This window comes from Shewanella baltica, from assembly GCF_900456975.1.
In the GTDB taxonomy this organism is placed as follows: Bacteria; Pseudomonadota; Gammaproteobacteria; order Enterobacterales; family Shewanellaceae; genus Shewanella; species Shewanella baltica.
This window is the reverse complement of the sequence record NZ_UGYM01000002.1, coordinates 3,365,642-3,381,591: the sequence shown is the minus strand read 5'-3', so window position 1 is coordinate 3,381,591 and position 15,950 is coordinate 3,365,642. Positions and strand designations below refer to the sequence as shown.

At 46.4% G+C, this 15,950-nt stretch carries 17 protein-coding genes; 3 read left to right on the top strand and 14 right to left on the bottom strand.

The genetic code is table 11. The features are described 5' to 3' along the window. Positions 1 to 15: 15 nt before the first annotated feature. A complete protein-coding gene (locus tag DYH48_RS15190) occupies positions 16 to 1,035 on the bottom strand; it encodes an aspartate carbamoyltransferase (RefSeq protein ID WP_006080739.1) in 1,020 nt (339 codons plus the stop codon). Positions 1,036 to 1,298: 263 nt separating this feature from the next. Next, entirely contained in the window at positions 1,299 to 3,023 is a 1,725-nt protein-coding gene (locus DYH48_RS15185; RefSeq protein ID WP_115336149.1) for a chloride channel protein, read from the bottom strand. Between the two features lie 74 nt (positions 3,024 to 3,097). On the opposite strand from DYH48_RS15185, the gene DYH48_RS15180 reads away from it, so the two are divergent. Then, complete coding sequence (locus tag DYH48_RS15180; protein WP_011846148.1) at positions 3,098 to 3,901, top strand: DUF6776 family protein; 804 nt, start codon at positions 3,098 to 3,100, stop codon at positions 3,899 to 3,901. After that, positions 3,894 to 4,244: an iron-sulfur cluster insertion protein ErpA gene (gene erpA, locus DYH48_RS15175; protein ID WP_006080742.1), complete on the top strand. Its 351-nt coding sequence runs from the start codon at positions 3,894 to 3,896 to the stop codon at positions 4,242 to 4,244. Before DYH48_RS15180 ends, erpA begins: the two co-directional genes overlap by 8 nt. Before the next feature lie 128 nt (positions 4,245 to 4,372). On the opposite strand, the gene DYH48_RS15170 is transcribed toward erpA, so the two are convergent. From DYH48_RS15170 to DYH48_RS15150, 5 genes are all read right to left on the bottom strand, one after another. Beyond that, positions 4,373 to 4,822 carry a hypothetical protein gene (locus tag DYH48_RS15170; RefSeq protein ID WP_006080743.1) on the bottom strand — a complete coding sequence of 150 codons (450 nt, stop codon included), beginning with the start codon at positions 4,820 to 4,822 and terminating at the stop codon, positions 4,373 to 4,375. 25 nt (positions 4,823 to 4,847) lie between these two features. After that, the gene (locus DYH48_RS15165; protein ID WP_006080744.1) at positions 4,848 to 5,228 is read right to left on the bottom strand and encodes a DUF2750 domain-containing protein; all 381 of its coding nucleotides are present in this window, start codon (positions 5,226 to 5,228) and stop codon (positions 4,848 to 4,850) included. A 185-nt stretch (positions 5,229 to 5,413) separates the two neighbouring features. Then, positions 5,414 to 6,085, bottom strand: a complete 672-nt coding sequence (locus DYH48_RS15160; RefSeq protein WP_115335250.1) for an energy transducer TonB — start codon at positions 6,083 to 6,085, stop codon at positions 5,414 to 5,416. 256 nt (positions 6,086 to 6,341) lie between these two features. Beyond that, complete coding sequence (locus tag DYH48_RS15155; protein WP_115335249.1) at positions 6,342 to 7,451, bottom strand: anhydro-N-acetylmuramic acid kinase; 1,110 nt, start codon at positions 7,449 to 7,451, stop codon at positions 6,342 to 6,344. A gap of 20 nt (positions 7,452 to 7,471) precedes the next feature. Then, the gene (locus DYH48_RS15150) at positions 7,472 to 8,878 is read right to left on the bottom strand and encodes a peptidoglycan DD-metalloendopeptidase family protein (RefSeq protein WP_115335248.1); all 1,407 of its coding nucleotides are present in this window, start codon (positions 8,876 to 8,878) and stop codon (positions 7,472 to 7,474) included. Between the two features lie 126 nt (positions 8,879 to 9,004). Between DYH48_RS15150 and tyrS the strand changes: the two genes are divergently transcribed. Beyond that, the gene (gene tyrS / locus DYH48_RS15145; RefSeq protein ID WP_115335247.1) at positions 9,005 to 10,198 is read left to right on the top strand and encodes a tyrosine--tRNA ligase; all 1,194 of its coding nucleotides are present in this window, start codon (positions 9,005 to 9,007) and stop codon (positions 10,196 to 10,198) included. Positions 10,199 to 10,364: 166 nt separating this feature from the next. Here tyrS and DYH48_RS15140 read toward each other — a convergent pair whose 3' ends face one another. The 7 genes from DYH48_RS15140 to DYH48_RS15110 form a co-directional block, all read right to left on the bottom strand. Continuing rightward, positions 10,365 to 10,793, bottom strand: coding sequence for a hypothetical protein (locus DYH48_RS15140; RefSeq protein ID WP_006085051.1), 429 nt, complete (start codon positions 10,791 to 10,793; stop codon positions 10,365 to 10,367). A gap of 126 nt (positions 10,794 to 10,919) precedes the next feature. Continuing rightward, positions 10,920 to 11,411, bottom strand: a complete 492-nt coding sequence (locus tag DYH48_RS15135; RefSeq protein ID WP_006080750.1) for a nuclear transport factor 2 family protein — start codon at positions 11,409 to 11,411, stop codon at positions 10,920 to 10,922. Between the two features lies 1 nt (position 11,412). Continuing rightward, complete coding sequence (locus DYH48_RS15130) at positions 11,413 to 12,039, bottom strand: trimeric intracellular cation channel family protein (protein ID WP_115335246.1); 627 nt, start codon at positions 12,037 to 12,039, stop codon at positions 11,413 to 11,415. Then, on the bottom strand, positions 12,036 to 12,413 hold the full coding sequence (locus DYH48_RS15125; protein ID WP_006085052.1) for a DUF2721 domain-containing protein: 378 nt from the start codon (positions 12,411 to 12,413) through the stop codon (positions 12,036 to 12,038). Before DYH48_RS15125 ends, DYH48_RS15130 begins: the two co-directional genes overlap by 4 nt. 56 nt (positions 12,414 to 12,469) lie before the next feature. Further along, positions 12,470 to 13,459, bottom strand: a complete 990-nt coding sequence (locus tag DYH48_RS15120) for a cobalamin biosynthesis protein CobD/CbiB (protein WP_115335245.1) — start codon at positions 13,457 to 13,459, stop codon at positions 12,470 to 12,472. Positions 13,460 to 13,482: 23 nt separating this feature from the next. Further along, positions 13,483 to 14,193, bottom strand: coding sequence for a 5'-methylthioadenosine/adenosylhomocysteine nucleosidase (locus DYH48_RS15115; RefSeq protein ID WP_006085054.1), 711 nt, complete (start codon positions 14,191 to 14,193; stop codon positions 13,483 to 13,485). A gap of 349 nt (positions 14,194 to 14,542) precedes the next feature. Continuing rightward, complete coding sequence (locus DYH48_RS15110) at positions 14,543 to 15,949, bottom strand: FAD-dependent oxidoreductase (RefSeq protein WP_115335244.1); 1,407 nt, start codon at positions 15,947 to 15,949, stop codon at positions 14,543 to 14,545. Between the last annotated feature and the right edge of the window lies 1 nt (position 15,950).

The window sequence follows — 15,950 nt, the reverse complement described above, 5'->3', positions numbered from 1 at the left end:
AAAGTCTGTAGCCAACTAGCGATCGGCTTTACGTGAATACCAATTAACCGGACACTCATATTTTTCGAGTTGATGATCAACGCCGAGTGTCAATGCAAACAAAGCCATGCGAATTAACAGCCCATTATCCGCCTGTCTGAAGATGGCGAGATTAGGGTGGCTGTTCAAATCATTATCTAACTCATTGGCTTGCGCGCGTGAATCCCTTGGAAGCGGATGCATAATGACAGTGTTAGATTTGCAATGTTGAGTGTAAATACTGCGATTTAAGCGGAACTTGCCGCGATACTTATTCGCTTCTTCCTGTGAAGGGAAGCGTTCTTCCTGAATGCGAGTGAGATACAGAATATCTGCTTTATCTAAATGGCCTTCAAGCTGGTCGGTTATTTTGATGCTATGGCCAGCATTTTCAATGTCGGAGATCACATAATCAGGCATCGCTAATTCAGCAGGTGAAATCAGTGTGAAACTGATGTTCTTATACATGCAGAGTAAGCGTGATAGTGAATGCACAGTGCGGCCAAATTTTAAGTCGCCGACCATTGCTATGTGCATGCCATCGATACCGCGGCCGGCACATTTGAGTTCTTTTTGGATAGTGTATAAATCGAGTAGAGCTTGGGTCGGATGTTCGTTCGAACCATCGCCACCGTTGATCACTGGGACGCGGCTGCCTTCGGCAAACTCTTTCACTGAATAAGAGTCTGGATGGCGCATGGCAATCACATCGGAATAAGTGGATAACACGCGCGCCGTATCGTACAGGGATTCACCCTTAGATAAAGACGATGAAGCCATACCTGTGGTTTCACGCACATGGCCGCCAAGTAAGTTAAAGGCACAGCCAAAACTTACGCGGGTACGGGTACTGGGTTCGAAAAACAGGTTACCTAAAATGGCGCCATCGAGCACATTATTGCGCTTCTCTCGAAGTGCATAGGGCATCATGCGGCTAGCGACATTAAAAATAGTTTGGATTGAGTCAAGATCTAACTGGTTTACGGAGAGGATATGGGATCCTTCGAACTGATTCATCAGCCTGTTTTCCAATTTGCTAGGGGGCATTTTAAGCTGCGGTATCGCGCTTATCTGCCCTGATGTTATGTAGGGTGGCTGAGGCGCGATTGTAGCAGAAGCACAGGGGCAACGAAATAGCCACATTGCCACTGTGTTAGATTTTTGCGATGAAGCCCAAAGCTTTTAATCTGCCGCCTTAGGTTTGGTATCAAGGTTTGGCATCAATACTAGGTTTTGCATCACTATCAGATTTTAAATTGATATCAGGTTTTAAATTGACGTTAGGCTTGGCCTAAGCGAATTTCCTGTTGCAGGTTCGACCAACTGATCACTCCGACCACGTTATCTGGCGTATCTTGATAGATAAACACCTCACCGCTGCGCTTGGGTGACAAGAGTAAATAGGCTTCATTGAGCGTAGTGCTGTCGCTTAAGCCTTGCATGGGATGGCGCGATAGCGTGGTACTGTCATCGTAGGATTGCATTTCAAGGCTGAGCATTTCGATAACGCCATCGGCATTGCGAACCATCACAGGTCGACCTTCTGCCCGTTTAAGCACTTCGAGTAACAATTCATCGTTGTTATTGACGATAACAAAGCGTTTATCCATCAAGGCTCGCACGCCTTTTTTCTGCAGCGCTAAATTTACTGGCGCAACTTTATAGCCTAGCCCCATGATTTCTAATTGTTTAAAGAAAATAGAGTTAGTTTTAAAGCCTTGATAGGCAATTAAAAATGCGGGAATAGTCACAAACATCGCCGGCAGAATAATACTGGCATCATTGGTCATTTCTAGCAGGGCGACTAACGCCGCCAGCGGCGCGCTTAAGCACACGCCCATCATGGCTGTCATGCCGATCACAGTGTAAAGCCCTACATATGGAGCGATCGACGGGAATAAGATGGCACTGATCAGCGCCAAAATCGCGCCGAGCAGCGCGCCGATACCATAGAGTGGACCAATCAAACCACCTGGAATACCTAAGCCAATCGCTGCAATAGTGGCAATGATTTTGGCAAATAATAGGGCGATTAACAGCAACAGGTTTGGATGTTGGCTAATGGCTTCGCTAATGGCGAGATCGCCCGTGCCAAGGGCTTGCGGTAATACTAGACCGATTAGTGTGGTGACGCTGCCCGCCAATAATAGTCGGTAGATGAGTGGCCAGTTTTGCCCCGTCGCGGTGACTTTTAAGAGTGAGTAATTAAACAGCGCCGCAGCGCAGCCCAATACCACGCCGCCGATGGCGAGAATAGGGTAGTGATCTAAGGGAATGTGGATCACTTGAATACGGTCAAATTCGTGCACATTACCAAACACTAATTGGCTTGAAACCGCGCCACAAATTGCGGAGAGCATAATCGGGAAGAAGTAATGGACTTTATATTCGCGGACAATCACTTCGAGGACAAAAATCACTGCCGCCAAGGGCGCGTTAAAGGTCGCGGCAATCCCTGCGGCAATGCCACTGGCGCACATAATACGCACACTGTTATCGGGAAGATTGAATTTTTCGGCGAGAAAGCTGGCACTGACAGCACCCAGATGAATGGCTGGACCTTCACGGCCGACGGAGAAATTGGTGCCGAGGGCGAATAATGCTTGAAAAAATTGCCCTACGGCAGATTGCAGCGGAATTTTACCGTAGTGCAGTTTAACTCTATGTAACACATAGGCTATTCCCATACGCTTATAACGTTTGGAGCCTAGCTTAGCCACAATCCAAATTAATATTGCGCCTAAAAGTGGTAACAGGGCTCGCCAGTCGGCGACGTTCCCCGTAAAATCCAGCGCCTGTATTTGGGTGTAATGATTGGCCCAAACGAGCAAGAGTCGAAACAGTAAGATCACGCAGGATGCGAAAATGGCAAACAGCAGTGCAAGTATGCACAGTTGTGCACTGATCCTCGCTTGGGATAAATGGTCACGTAGCTCATTGGTTAAATACTTTTTGGCTGTGACTATGGCATGTTGAATAGCGACTTTATTTATCGTTAATTGCACTGCATTGGCCTGAGTTGTATTGTATCGAACTCGTTCTTGAGTTGATTGTATTTTATATAAGGGGCTGTTACCTAATGCCAAATTATCATCGTTGGCTAGATCGGCTGCAAGTGATGGATCTCAAGTATCGTCCATCTTCAGTGTATTTATCGCTTTTAGTGTTAGTTTCTATTCTTTTTGGGGCGTGGATAAGTTTTCTGCTACTAAGCAGCGATGAGCCCGTGGTTAAACACATCAGCAGCAAAGCCCAACGTTTGAGTGCTGAATTAGAAACACAGACCCAATTACTAGCGACCCGAAATCTAGAGCTGTCCGTCGAGCGTGAGGCTAACGCCCAAATGCAAGATATGTTTGGCCAGCAGATGAAAAAGCAAAAAGAATTGGAACATGAGCTGGCGTTTTACCGTAGCATTATGACACCGGATGATAATGCCGAAGGTGTCGCCATCCACGGACTTGAAATGACGCCGGGTGTTTTAGCCGATGAGTACAATCTCAAACTGGTATTAACTCAGCTGCAAAAGCGCAAGCAAGCGATTCAAGGTCGAGTCGAATTGACATTAATTGGCGTGCAGGAGGGTAAATCCGTTAGCTTGAGTGTGAACAAACTCACGGGCTCTAAGTTGGAATTTGATTTTCGCTATTTTCAGGTCATAGATACCAAGGTCACTGTTCCTGCTGGCTTTAGTTTACAGCAAGTGAAAGTCAAAGTGCTGGTGCCTTCGAGCCGCTGGACCAAGAATTCGCAGACAGAACATGTCTATAGTGCCCCTGAGTTATTACAGGGTGAAAAAGAACCACGGGTAATACTTGAACAAAACAGTCAGGTAAAGGATAATTTGCCCCAGAAAACTGATGTAAGAGGTAGTAATGACTGATCAAGCTGATACAGCAATGCCAATCCAATTTACCGATGCGGCAGCCGCTAAGGTGAAAGGTTTGCTGGAAGAAGAGCAAAATCCTGCACTTAAGCTACGAGTCTATGTGACTGGTGGTGGTTGTTCTGGATTTCAGTACGGCTTTACCTTTGATGAAAAGGTCAATGACGGCGATTTTACGATAGAAAAACAAGGCGTTCTCTTGGTTGTCGATCCTATGAGCCTACAATATTTAGTCGGTGGTGAAGTGGATTACACTTCAGGACTCGAAGGTTCTCGCTTCTTTGTGAAAAACCCTAACGCAACCACGACCTGTGGCTGTGGTGCCAGTTTCTCTGTATAAAGATTGTCTCTGTGTAAAGAGTTTCTCTATAAAGACTGCTCACTTAGCGCTTTTAAGGTGTGAAGTGAGATCAAAAAAGCCGTCGCAATGACGGCTTTTTGTTGGGCAAAATTCAGTATGCTACGAACTTAACTCATGATGTTCAGGTTAAGCTTAGGTTTAAACCACGCCTTTACCTTTTTATCAAAAGCGACCCAGACTTGCAGTAATGACAAGATGATTAACGCGATAAAAATCACATAGTCAGGCAGTTTGCCCTGCCATTCACCTAAATGCACCGTCGTCGGGCCTACCACTAAATTGCCAGGATCGTACATGATCACTGGCAGCATGCTAATCAAGCCAAGCTGCACGACTGTGTAGCCACGCAGCATAATAAGCGCCGCCTTTTGTCGACCAATAATGGCAATCACCATTAAAAGTGTCAGTAGACAAAATAACACGCCTTGTTTAGCGACTAAGCCACTCACGGACGCAACAACATACACTAGCAGCAGGGCAATCAGTCGTTTGGGTAAACGTGAACTCACGGCCGCGTCAGCCTTAGGTGTCGGTATAGCCGATTCTTGCTCGCTCATAGACATTCTCGCTTAGCGATTGAGATTAATGGCTTTGCTTAGGCGCTAATCTTTGATCTAACTCATAAGGTGGGATAACCACACCTAAATCATCTAATACTGGGAACACGGCAACGAACAGGTCGTCATCTTCCATGCCTGGCACCCATCTTTCGTGAAATTCATCGAATGGGATCGCTAATGTTTGGCAATCGCTCCACTCATCCACAGCCCAAGATTCAGCCGCTTCTTCGGTTGGCCACATTGGAATGCAATCTTCTTCTTCAGTGGTCAGCATTACGCAACCGTCTTGGTCTTGTAATGTCCAAAGAACTTTATGTTCTTTGACTTGCTCAACGAGGTAATCGTAACGGGCTTCTGGCGTCATTGCTGCTGTCTCAGCGAGGGTTTTAACAGTCTTGCTCATGAAAAATATCTCTTTTGCTTGAATAGGGCGAAGCCTGTTGTGTCTCTAATGTAAAAACCTAGGGCACAGCAAAATTCACCAGTTGGCTAAATGGTAACATTAGAGCGGGATTAGAAAAAGAACAACAGCGCCAAGAGGGCGCTGTTGTGTTGCAATGGCTGCATTTTCCTTGAGAGATCAGTTTATTATTGACTTAAGTTGCTTGATTTAGATTTCAAAACAGCTAAACGTTTAATCGTATCCGTTTGACTATCTTTCGCTAGTAATTGAGATTCAACTGCTTTTGTTAAATAGTTAATGGCATTTTGCGTATCACCACTGTCCGCATAGATCAATCCTAATATACGATCGACGAAAGCTTGTTCATAAGGTGTTGTTGGCTTTAAAGTGCGGGCTGTCGATAGCGCTTGTTCTAAATTATTGTTGGTGACGAAGTTAAACGTTTTTTTAATACCTTCGACTAATACAAGGTCTTTGATGATGTGATCATTTTTTCTTATTTTTGATTTAGAACTGTCTCTAAGTTCGAAATCAAATTTAATGGTTTGATTTTGCTGGATTACAGCAAGGTTGTTGACTATTTTTTTGGGGAAATGCCATTTGCTTAATGCCGTCACTGCCGATTGTTCGAAAATATTGGCTGGACTCGATTCAAGCACTCTTATCTGTTGAGGCTGGCCATGTTCATCAATATCAAATCTTAGCTTGACATAACCCTCCATGCCTTTTTGGGCTGCTTCAACAGGATATTCCGGCTGCGGTGTGTTTACTGAATATTCTTGCTCTGTAGTCACCATTGTTTTTGGGCTACTACAACTAGACAGTAATATAAATAGTGGTAGTACAAGATATTTCATTTTATGACCTTATAGATTAATTGTTTTTGCATCATAGCGGTTGATGTTCTATGACGTTTTTATTCGTTACTAAGGTTGTCATTTTTTTATCAAAAATCAAACATCTTGATTGCATTTCTTTGTTTTTTAATGAATAGCAGACTGCCACGATATTGAGTTTTAAGGTTAGCATTGGCAGGTAAACCCATAGGCAGATGATGTTGGTGTACAGATTTTATTAGGCGATGCCTGTTTTGTTACTTTGACAAAAGCTTGCTCATTTAGCGCTAAATCTTCCGCCGAGTACAGCTTCGCGGGAGGCGCCTGTGACAGCTGGGAGGTTGGCGGGTAAGCCTAAGTGGTTACGCATGGCGAGCCACGCGAAGGCGATGCCTTCAGCCCATTTAGGATCGACGCCAAGTGCTGAGGTGGTATTCAAGGTATAACCTGGCAATAGTGCGGCAAGACGCTGCATCAGTTGGCCGTTGAACGCGCCGCCACCACAGACGTACAACTCCCCTTCATTCGATAATTTAATCATATCGCGGGCTATGCTGTGGCAGGTTAAATCCAATAATGTCGATTGGATATCTTCTTCATCTAAATGATTAAAGGGCGATAATTGCTGCTCTAACCAAGCTTGGTTAAACAGCTCACGGCCGGTGCTTTTAGGATAATCAAGGGAGAAATACGGGTGTGAAAGCAGTTGCGTTAACAGGCCTTGGTCGGTTTTGCCGGATGCAGCCCATTCGCCATCTCTATCGAAGGGTTCACTTTTCACCTGCTGGATCCAAGCATCGATCAAGGTATTACCAGGTCCCGTGTCGAAACCCAGTACTTGGTCACTGTTGCCCGGTAAATAAGTAATGTTGGCTATGCCGCCAATATTTAAAATGATGCGTTTTTTGCCGACTTCAGCAAAGGTTTGCTGGTGGAATGCTGGCACTAAGGGCGCGCCTTGCCCACCTAGGGCAATATCTTTACGGCGAAAATCGGCAATCACATCAATACCGGTTTCGGTCGCAATAGTATTCGGGTCGCCAATTTGCAGGGTAAATCCCACTTCAAGGTTTGGCATGTGGCGCACGGTTTGGCCGTGGCTACCTATGGCGATAACCTCTTCTTTGGCAATGGCGCATTTGGTCAGCAGATTATTCACTGCTAAAGCAAACAGTTCACCCACATTACGATCTAAACGGCCGAGGCGGTTAATTTCATCTGTGCTGGGTGAACAAAGGCGCTGTAGGCCTTTGAGCAAATGGCTCGGTATGGCTTCGGTATGGCTGGCGATAAGCTGTGGCTGCGCGCCAGAAAAGTCGACCAATACGGCATCGACACCGTCCATGCTGGTGCCTGACATAAGTCCAATATAATAAGCGTTTTTCATTGGGAGGAATCCGTCCGTCGTTATTGCATTGCCAATTGCGTTTGCTTGTTTTGCGAAAGTGTAGTCATCAATTGCTGGCTAAGTGCATCGAATTGATTTTTTTCTTTTCTCGCAATCGATTCGGCTTTAGGTAGCGTTATGGTTCTTGGGTTGCGATGGACGCCATTAACGATAAATTCGTAATGCAAATGTGCACCCGTGACGCGCCCCGTTTTACCTAAAGTACCTATGATTTGCCCTTGCTTAACGCTGGCTCCTTTGCTGACGTTGCGCTTAGTGAGGTGAAGATATTTGGTGGTATAGGTATCGTTGTGTTTGATAAACACATAGTTACCGTTGAATTGATTGTAGCCCGCCTCTATGACGCGTCCGCTACCCGCCGCTTTAATGGGCGTGCCAATGGCGGCGACGTAGTCCACACCGCGATGGGCTTTGACTTGGCCCGTTACTGGGTGCAAACGTCTTGGATTGAAGTTTGAGCTGACATATTTAAAATCGACTGGCGAGCGCAAGAAGGCTTTACGCATGCTAGTGCCATTCTCGGAATAATAGTTACCGTCGGTATAGCGAATGGCAGTATAGCGCTCATCTTGGTTTACAAATTCTGCGGCTAAGATATTGCCGTTACGCAAAAATTCGCCATCGGCATATTCTTGCTCATAAATAATGGCAAAGCTGTCGCCTTCGCGTAAATCTAAGGCAAAGTCGATATCCCAGCCGAATACGGTCGATAACTGCATGATCTGGTTTGCATTCATGCCTGCATCGACGGCGGCGTTCCAGAAGTTGCTCTTAATTTTAGCGCTGGTGAAATGGCTGCGGATTTCCACATCCTTCTCGGAGATTTTTTCTTGGTATTGATTTTGATTCTTGGTGATGATGAGCGTCGAAATTGCATTCACGCGATAACGCACTTCGGTCAAATCACCATTTATATCTTTCGAAATCACGATTTCTTCGCCCGGCATAATCTTAAGTAAATTTTGCTTGGCTAAGGGGAGTTGGGTGATCTCATACACGTCTTTACTGGTTAACCCTGCGCGATCAAATACCGCGGCTAAGGTATCACCGTTCTTGACGTTAAAATGTTCGACGTCCCTGTGATGGGCACTCTCTAAGGATTCTGTAACTCGATTATTGGCATCACCCGCGGCAAGCGCGTCGGTTGACGATAATGGCGCAGCATTGGTGGCCGCATTGTCTGTTTGGCCCTCTAATAACTCAGGACGTTCAGGTGAGCGAAAGGCTAAAGGCACATCATAACGGGTGTTGATTTGAGCTTGGTCATCTATGCTGGTGGTTTGTCTTGAAGCTTGCGCTTCTTCAGAAGGTAGTAGCATGGTTATCATAGTGATAACTGAAAGAATGCTGAGGAGAATTTGATGCTTTTTAGGCAACAATTTAAATAATGTTATAACCTTTCCCATTGACGCCGATACCAATAACCAGAGACTTAAATAATCCCGTTAGTGTACACACTTTCAATTGTGGTGGCTAACAAGTAACATAAGTCTCTTCATTTTATGATCATGGCCTTAGGAGTCCCTGCCGAGATGGCTGATTTAGACCAAGTATTAGCAGAAATTAGACGTGGTACCGATGAGATTTTACTCGAAGCGGATCTGCTGGAAAAACTCAAAGAAGGACGTCCACTCCGTATTAAGTTAGGCGCCGATCCTACCGCTCCGGACATCCATCTTGGACACACAGTAATCTTAAATAAACTAAGGTTATTCCAAGAGTTAGGTCATGAAGTCATTTTCTTGATCGGCGACTTTACCGGTATGGTGGGTGATCCAAGCGGAAAAAATAGTACGCGTCCACCGTTAACCCGTGAGCAAGTATTAGCGAACGCAGAAACCTATAAAGAACAGGTTTATAAGATACTTGATCCGATTAAAACCCGTATCGAATTTAACTCAAGTTGGCTAGAGCCATTGGGCGCAGCGGGAATGATCCGCCTTGCTTCTAAGCAAACTGTGGCTCGTATGATGGAGCGCGATGACTTTAAGAAGCGTTATGCCTCGGGCCAATCTATTGCTATCCATGAGTTTATGTATCCTTTACTGCAAGGTTATGACTCAGTTGCGCTGCAGGCCGATGTTGAGCTGGGTGGTACAGATCAAAAGTTCAACCTGTTAATGGGCCGTGAACTGCAAAAAGCGGAAGGCCAAAAGCCACAAGCTGTGATCATGATGCCGCTGCTCGAAGGTTTAGACGGCGTGAAGAAAATGTCTAAGTCGGCGCACAACTATATTGGCGTGAGCGAACCTGCCAACGAAATGTTTGGCAAGCTGATGTCTATTTCGGACGACTTAATGTGGCGCTACTTTGAGCTGTTGTCATTCCGTCCACTGGCTGAAATTGAGCAGTTTAAGCAAGATGTGGCAAATGGGTCTAACCCACGTGACATTAAAATTGCCTTGGCGAAAGAAATTATCACACGTTTCCACGATGAAGCGTCTGCACAAAGCGCACACCAAGCCTTTGTCGATCGCGCTAAGGGCATGATCCCTGACGATATCGAAGAAATCGAGTTAGTGGCGGGTGAAGGTCTGGCGATTGCAAATCTGTTGAAAGATGCTGATTTAGTGGCGTCGACTTCAGAAGCCATGCGGATGATCAAGCAAGGCGCGGTGAAGATGGACGGCGAAAAGCTGGACGATAGCCGTATGACTTTGTCTGCTGGTACTGTCGCGGTATTCCAAGTCGGTAAACGCAAGTTTGCCAAAGTGACTTTAGTGTAAGTAGCTTTAGTTTAAGTCACTTTAGTTCAGATACCAGTGGTTTACCTGACTCTAGTTTGACTTGCCGTGGTTTAAGCCATTGTCTGTTAAATAAAAAAGTCGTTAAACGAACAAAAAGAGCGCCTTAGGGCGCTCTTTGTTTTTAAGTCTGTTTCACCCCTGCAGATTAAGGCGCTGTGTTGGCCTCGTGCTCGGCGATATTACATCTGTCGGTGCCAAAGTGTTGCCCACCACTGCATTTCCACGCCAGTTGCGCCGAACTCACCTGCCATTGTTTAGCATTCTGCTTCAAGGAAATAATCAACAGCATTTGTGGATGTTGCTTGGAGAGCTCGCTCACCTGATAGGTCAAAATGCTGTCTTTATTGGTTTGGGTTCGCACTAAGGTAAATTTGTTGCCTGCGTATTGGCTGCTGATCTGACTTGGGTCTTCCGACCAGGGTTGATGTTGTGCCTGAGCGACACGCAGTTGCTGATTAAAATGACTCACTGGCTGAACGGCGTAGGACACGATTATGGGCTGTAAGGCCTGTGCTTTGGGAGCCAGCATTAAGCCATTAAGGGCGAGTAGGGCTATCAATCCAAAAAACTTCATACAAACCTCATTGAAACGAAACGACTCAGTCAACCTATCGAAGGCGAAACACTCAGTGTTATTGACTCATTGTTAGTTTCGACCCGTTTTTAGGGATCAAGTTTCAAAGACAGCTAAATTTTGTGACTACTGCATCGCTAATTGGTCAGACATGGTCTGGTAATCGATAAGATCCACATGCTCAGTCACCCTATGGTTGAGCATATCGAGTTTAAGACTCGTGACGCCAGGAATGGCGATATCGATGATTTTGCCAGGTTTGCCGAATTGTTCACCGGGTCCTTTGAAGTGATAGTTACCTATCATCACCACTAAAGAGCCGGCGTTATACATATGTTCTATGTTGAAGTCGTACTCGAGCACGCCCTCGTGGGCGCGCTCGAGAAAGTCGATGATAAAGCGGCCGCCAGTGTATTTACGGTTGGCGGTTTTATCGAAGAAGACGCTTTCACGGTTATAGAATTTTCTGAGTGTCTTGTAGTCGTGTTCGGTTAGCGCATTCATATACTTTACGGCTAACTGCTGTTCTTGTGGCATTTCACCTGAGTTGGCTTGCGCCGCTGCAGGATTGAGGGCTGGAACAAAAATGAGGCACAAAATAAGACACAATATTCGCAAACTATTCCCTCTTGGTTTTGAGATCAAAGGCCGGTAACGACAGATGCCACTTGATGGCGCTTAAGCGGATAAATAGAGCACTGCTCATCGCCAGAAACAGCGCCGTTTTCTCGCCCATACCGTAGGCTAAACTCACGGTATAGCCGATACCACCTATGATTGAAGCTGTGGCATAGACTTCTGTACGTAACACCATAGGAACTTGTCTGCACAGTAAGTCTCGAATAATGCCTCCTCCCACGCCTGTGATCAAGCCCATTACCACGGCAATCATGCCACTCAAGCCCATATTGAGGGCTTTTTCGGCACCAATCACAGTAAATAAGGCTAATCCAAAGGCATCGGCGACCGGCAAAATATATTCAGGCACCTTACGAGGCCGACGCACTAACAGCAAACAGGCGAGTACAGTTGCGAGAATCACTATGATGTAATTGGGATCGCGGATCCAAAACACAGGTGTTGCGCCTATCAAGGCATCCCGAATACTGCCGCCGCCCACAGCGGTGACCGAGGCGAGCACTATGACGCCAAAGGGGTCCATTCTATGACGCCCTGCGGCGAGTGCGCCAGATAGCGCAAATATAGCGGTACCCCATAAATCAAAAAAGTAGATCCACTGGCTCATTTACTCATCTCTTTGATATGGATATTTAATGCGTCAACAGAGATGCGGATTTCAATCACAGATAAAATCAGTGAATAGAGCAGCAGTAGCAGGCTAGCGCCGAAGATCACTGAGCCAGTTTTATTAAAGCCGACATAGATGAAAATCATGCACAGTACGCACAGGGCAAAGCTCGATACGCCCGCTTCTTGCATACGACGAATAATGGTAATGCGCTGGCTCAGGTTTTTGATTTGATCTTTATGTACGGGTTTTTCACCACTGCTTAAGTTTCGGATTAATGCCGCGAGGGCAAAAAAGCGATTGGTATAAGCAAGTAGTAACAATGAGATAGCAGGAAATAACAACGCAGGGGTTGTTAATGAAACATGCATGTTTTCGAGCAAGATAGTCAGCCTTTAACTTCACGTTGAGATAATGCGGCATCATATCACAGGCTATGTAACCAACGTAAACCTGCCCATAACAAGGGCAGGATAATGATAAAGCTAAACCAGATGGCACAGGCGCGTGAGGTCAGCTTGATTGCTGGGGCGATGGCATCACTGGTCGGCTGCGGACCATAACCTAGTTTGTCCACATTGATACGCACGCCAGCAAACTTTTGAGGTCCACCGAGTTCGATGCGTAAAATACTCGCCACCAGATTCACACTGAGTATATAGCCTCGAATCGCGGGATGATTTTTCGGCGTACGAAATAGCTTAGCGAATGCCTTAGGACCGCCTTGAATGGCAATTGATAGGCTCCACAGCCAAGCGGGGATCGCCAGTAAGAGGGTCGATACGCCATTCACAGTACTGCAAAAATGTTGATACTTAGGCTGAATGGGCGGCCAGCTCAATTCGAGTTGTTTGAGCATACGCACCGCCAGCACTAAAGGTGCTCCAGCTATAGCGAAAAAGAAAATGGTCAATGCTGTGCCGTAAATAGGCGCTGTGACGAGTTTTTCTATGGTGGCTTTGGCTAGGCCGATTTCCGACAAACTATCGGTATCGCGCACTACCCAAGGCTGTAAAAGCTTTTTTGCGCTGGCATTATCTCCACGTTTTAAGGCTTTAGCGATTTCATCGGCGACTTGGCTAAACCCTGCATCGGTTAAGCATAGATAAAGCACCAAAAATTCGAAAAACCATGGAAAGGCGGCCAGCTCGAGCAAAAAGGTGATAATGGCCCAAAACGGAAACAGTAACAGCATCATAGCTAAAAAGCCTGCTGTGGCTTGTTGGCTTGGAGAGCGTTCTGGGCGATTTACCTTGGAGGCGAGTTGCTTAGCTAAATGGCCAAACCAAATAAGCGGCTGCATTTCACGTGGCAATGGCGCTAACCGCGCCAATAACAAAGCAAAAAAAAGTACCAAAAAGCCTTCAAACAAAGCGCCATCTATCTCGACAAGTTGTTGATAAAAAGAGGTGTGCATTCGGTACTTTTCCGCTTAAGTGATTATTTTACTGCGCTAGGATTCAGTTGCTCTAGTAGCAGCATCACCATCAGCGCCGAGTGGTAACCCGCTTTGACAATATAAGAATCAAAATCCACTGGCGAGTCATTGTTGGCGTTATCTGATAAAGAGCGGATCACCACAAATGGCACACCAAACTGATGACAAACTTGAGCGATTGCCGCGCCTTCCATTTCACAGGCGGCCATCGTTGGGAAGTTTTTCAACATGGCTTGGGTGCGAACAGGATCGCAAATAAAGCTATCACCAGTACAGATCAACCCTTCAATCGCTTTGACTTCGCCTAGTTGAGCAATGGCCTTGTTGGCGGCTTCAACTAAATGAGCGGCTGGGATAAACGCTGCAGGTTGCTGTGCCATTTGGCCAATTTCATAACCAAAGGCGGTGACATCCACATCGTGGTGACGCACTTCAGAAGAAATCACGATATCGCCAATGGCCAGCGTATCGACAAAACCACCGGCAGAACCTGTGTTGATCACGGCATCCGGAGCATATTTTTCGATGAGCAGTGTGGTCGCAATACTTGCGGCCACTTTACCTATGCCAGAGCGAGTCACGACAACGTCTTTACCCGCGAGTGTGCCAGCAATAAATTCAATACCAGCAATAGTTTGCGATGTCGCATTTGTCATAGCGGCGATCAGGTGAGCGACTTCTGGCTCCATTGCGCCAATAATTCCAATTTTCATGGGAGACCTTTTTGATTCAACACTTAAGAGTGGGACACGAGAATGCTGGCTAATATACCACACAGTTTTGTGCTGTCGTTATGGTGAGATTGGGATTGCTTGATAATGACTGGGTAAAAAGCGGGAAGGGTTAACGAAAAAAGTGCACCCCTAAGAGGTGCACTTTTATTGATCTATTTCATCTGTCTATTTTACTTATCTATTTTTCCCATCAACCGATGGCGATAAGCCACAAGCAAATGGCTGGACTTGTTTGCCTAAGTCCAGCCATTGCATTGCTTGCTAAACGACAGCGGAAAAACAGTTTTTCAGCGATAAAACTAACACATTGGCGTTTAAGCTATAGCGCTTAATCTAAGTAGTTAAGAATACCTTGGGCGGCATCGCGACCTTCGGCAATGGCTGTCACGACTAAGTCAGAACCGCGCACCATATCACCACCGGCAAACACTTTCGGGTTTGTGGTTTGGAATGGATTTTCGTCTAACTTACTCGCTTTAACTCGGCCCCATTGATCGAGCTCGATGCCATGGTCGGCAAACCAAGGTGCTGGGCTAGGTTGGAATCCAAAGGCGATAATTATCGCATCGGCTTCGAGCAACTGTTCGCTACCCGCAATTGCTTCGGCGCGTTGACGACCACTGGCATCGGCTTTACCCATGGCGGTTTCGACGCATTCAATGCCAATTACTTTGCCATCTTGGGTTTTAATCGCCACAGGTTGACGGTTAAACAGGAAATTAACGCCTTCCTCCCGTGCATTTTGCACTTCGCGGCGTGAACCCGGCATGTTGGCCTCATCACGGCGGTAAGCACAGACTACGCCGCTGGCACCTTGTCTGACGGCTGTGCGCACGCAATCCATCGCGGTATCACCACCGCCTAATACCACCACACGTTTACCTTCAAGGTTCAGGTAGGGCGTTTCGTCATTTTGGGTGCCCATTAAATGATGGGTGTTACCAATCAAATAAGGTAGGGCTTGGTATACGCCTTGGGCATCTTCGCCCTCAAGGCCCGCTTTCATCGCGGTATAGGTGCCCATACCTAGGAATACGGCATCGTATTCTTCGAGCAGTTTAGTAAATGGGATGTCTTTACCTACAGTAACCCCGAGTTTGAACTCAATGCCCATGCCTTCTAATACACTACGACGGGTCGCCATGACGGCCTTGTCGAGTTTAAAAGACGGAATACCGTAGGTGAGTAGACCACCAATTTGTGGATATTTATCAAAGACCACGGCTTTAACACCGTTGCGAGACAGAATATCCGCGCAGCCCAAACCCGCAGGACCTGCACCGACAATCGCTACTCGTTCAGCGCGCGGCGTGACCTTGCTCATATCTGGGCGCCAGCCTTGGGCGATTGCTGTATCGGTAATGTATTTTTCGACATTACCGATAGTGACAGCACCAAAGTCGTCGTTAAGGGTACAAGCGCCTTCGCAGAGTCTGTCCTGTGGACAAACACGGCCGCAGATTTCGGGCAGAGTGTTGGTCTCATGCACTAAATCCGCCGCTTCCATGATGCGACCTTGCTCCGCTAGCTTGAGCCAGTTAGGAATATAATTGTGTAGCGGACATTTCCACTCACAATAAGGATTGCCGCAATCTAAACAGCGATCCGCTTGCTGTGCCACTTCAGGCTGAGCAAAAGGCTGATAAATCTCAATAAACTGTGTCGCACGTTTAGCCGCAGGGTGTTTGGTGGGGTCTTTGCGACCCACTTCAATAAATTGAAAATCGTTACTCATG

Bases quoted from the DNA above. Each gene is read 5' to 3' on its own strand.
- DYH48_RS15190 (WP_006080739.1), bottom strand. From the start codon at position 1,035: ATGAATCAGTTCGAAGGATCCCATATCCTCTCCGTAAACCAGTTAGAT.
- DYH48_RS15180 (WP_011846148.1), top strand. From the start codon at position 3,098: ATGCCAAATTATCATCGTTGGCTAGATCGGCTGCAAGTGATGGATCTC.
- erpA (WP_006080742.1), top strand. From the start codon at position 3,894: ATGACTGATCAAGCTGATACAGCAATGCCAATCCAATTTACCGATGCG.
- DYH48_RS15170 (WP_006080743.1), bottom strand. From the start codon at position 4,822: ATGAGCGAGCAAGAATCGGCTATACCGACACCTAAGGCTGACGCGGCC.
- DYH48_RS15165 (WP_006080744.1), bottom strand. From the start codon at position 5,228: ATGAGCAAGACTGTTAAAACCCTCGCTGAGACAGCAGCAATGACGCCA.
- DYH48_RS15160 (WP_115335250.1), bottom strand. From the start codon at position 6,085: ATGAAATATCTTGTACTACCACTATTTATATTACTGTCTAGTTGTAGT.
- DYH48_RS15155 (WP_115335249.1), bottom strand. From the start codon at position 7,451: ATGAAAAACGCTTATTATATTGGACTTATGTCAGGCACCAGCATGGAC.
- DYH48_RS15150 (WP_115335248.1), bottom strand. From the start codon at position 8,878: ATGGGAAAGGTTATAACATTATTTAAATTGTTGCCTAAAAAGCATCAA.
- tyrS (WP_115335247.1), top strand. From the start codon at position 9,005: ATGGCTGATTTAGACCAAGTATTAGCAGAAATTAGACGTGGTACCGAT.
- DYH48_RS15140 (WP_006085051.1), bottom strand. From the start codon at position 10,793: ATGAAGTTTTTTGGATTGATAGCCCTACTCGCCCTTAATGGCTTAATG.
- DYH48_RS15130 (WP_115335246.1), bottom strand. From the start codon at position 12,039: ATGAGCCAGTGGATCTACTTTTTTGATTTATGGGGTACCGCTATATTT.
- DYH48_RS15125 (WP_006085052.1), bottom strand. From the start codon at position 12,413: ATGCATGTTTCATTAACAACCCCTGCGTTGTTATTTCCTGCTATCTCA.
- DYH48_RS15120 (WP_115335245.1), bottom strand. From the start codon at position 13,459: ATGCACACCTCTTTTTATCAACAACTTGTCGAGATAGATGGCGCTTTG.
- DYH48_RS15115 (WP_006085054.1), bottom strand. From the start codon at position 14,193: ATGAAAATTGGAATTATTGGCGCAATGGAGCCAGAAGTCGCTCACCTG.
- DYH48_RS15110 (WP_115335244.1), bottom strand. From the start codon at position 15,949: ATGAGTAACGATTTTCAATTTATTGAAGTGGGTCGCAAAGACCCCACC.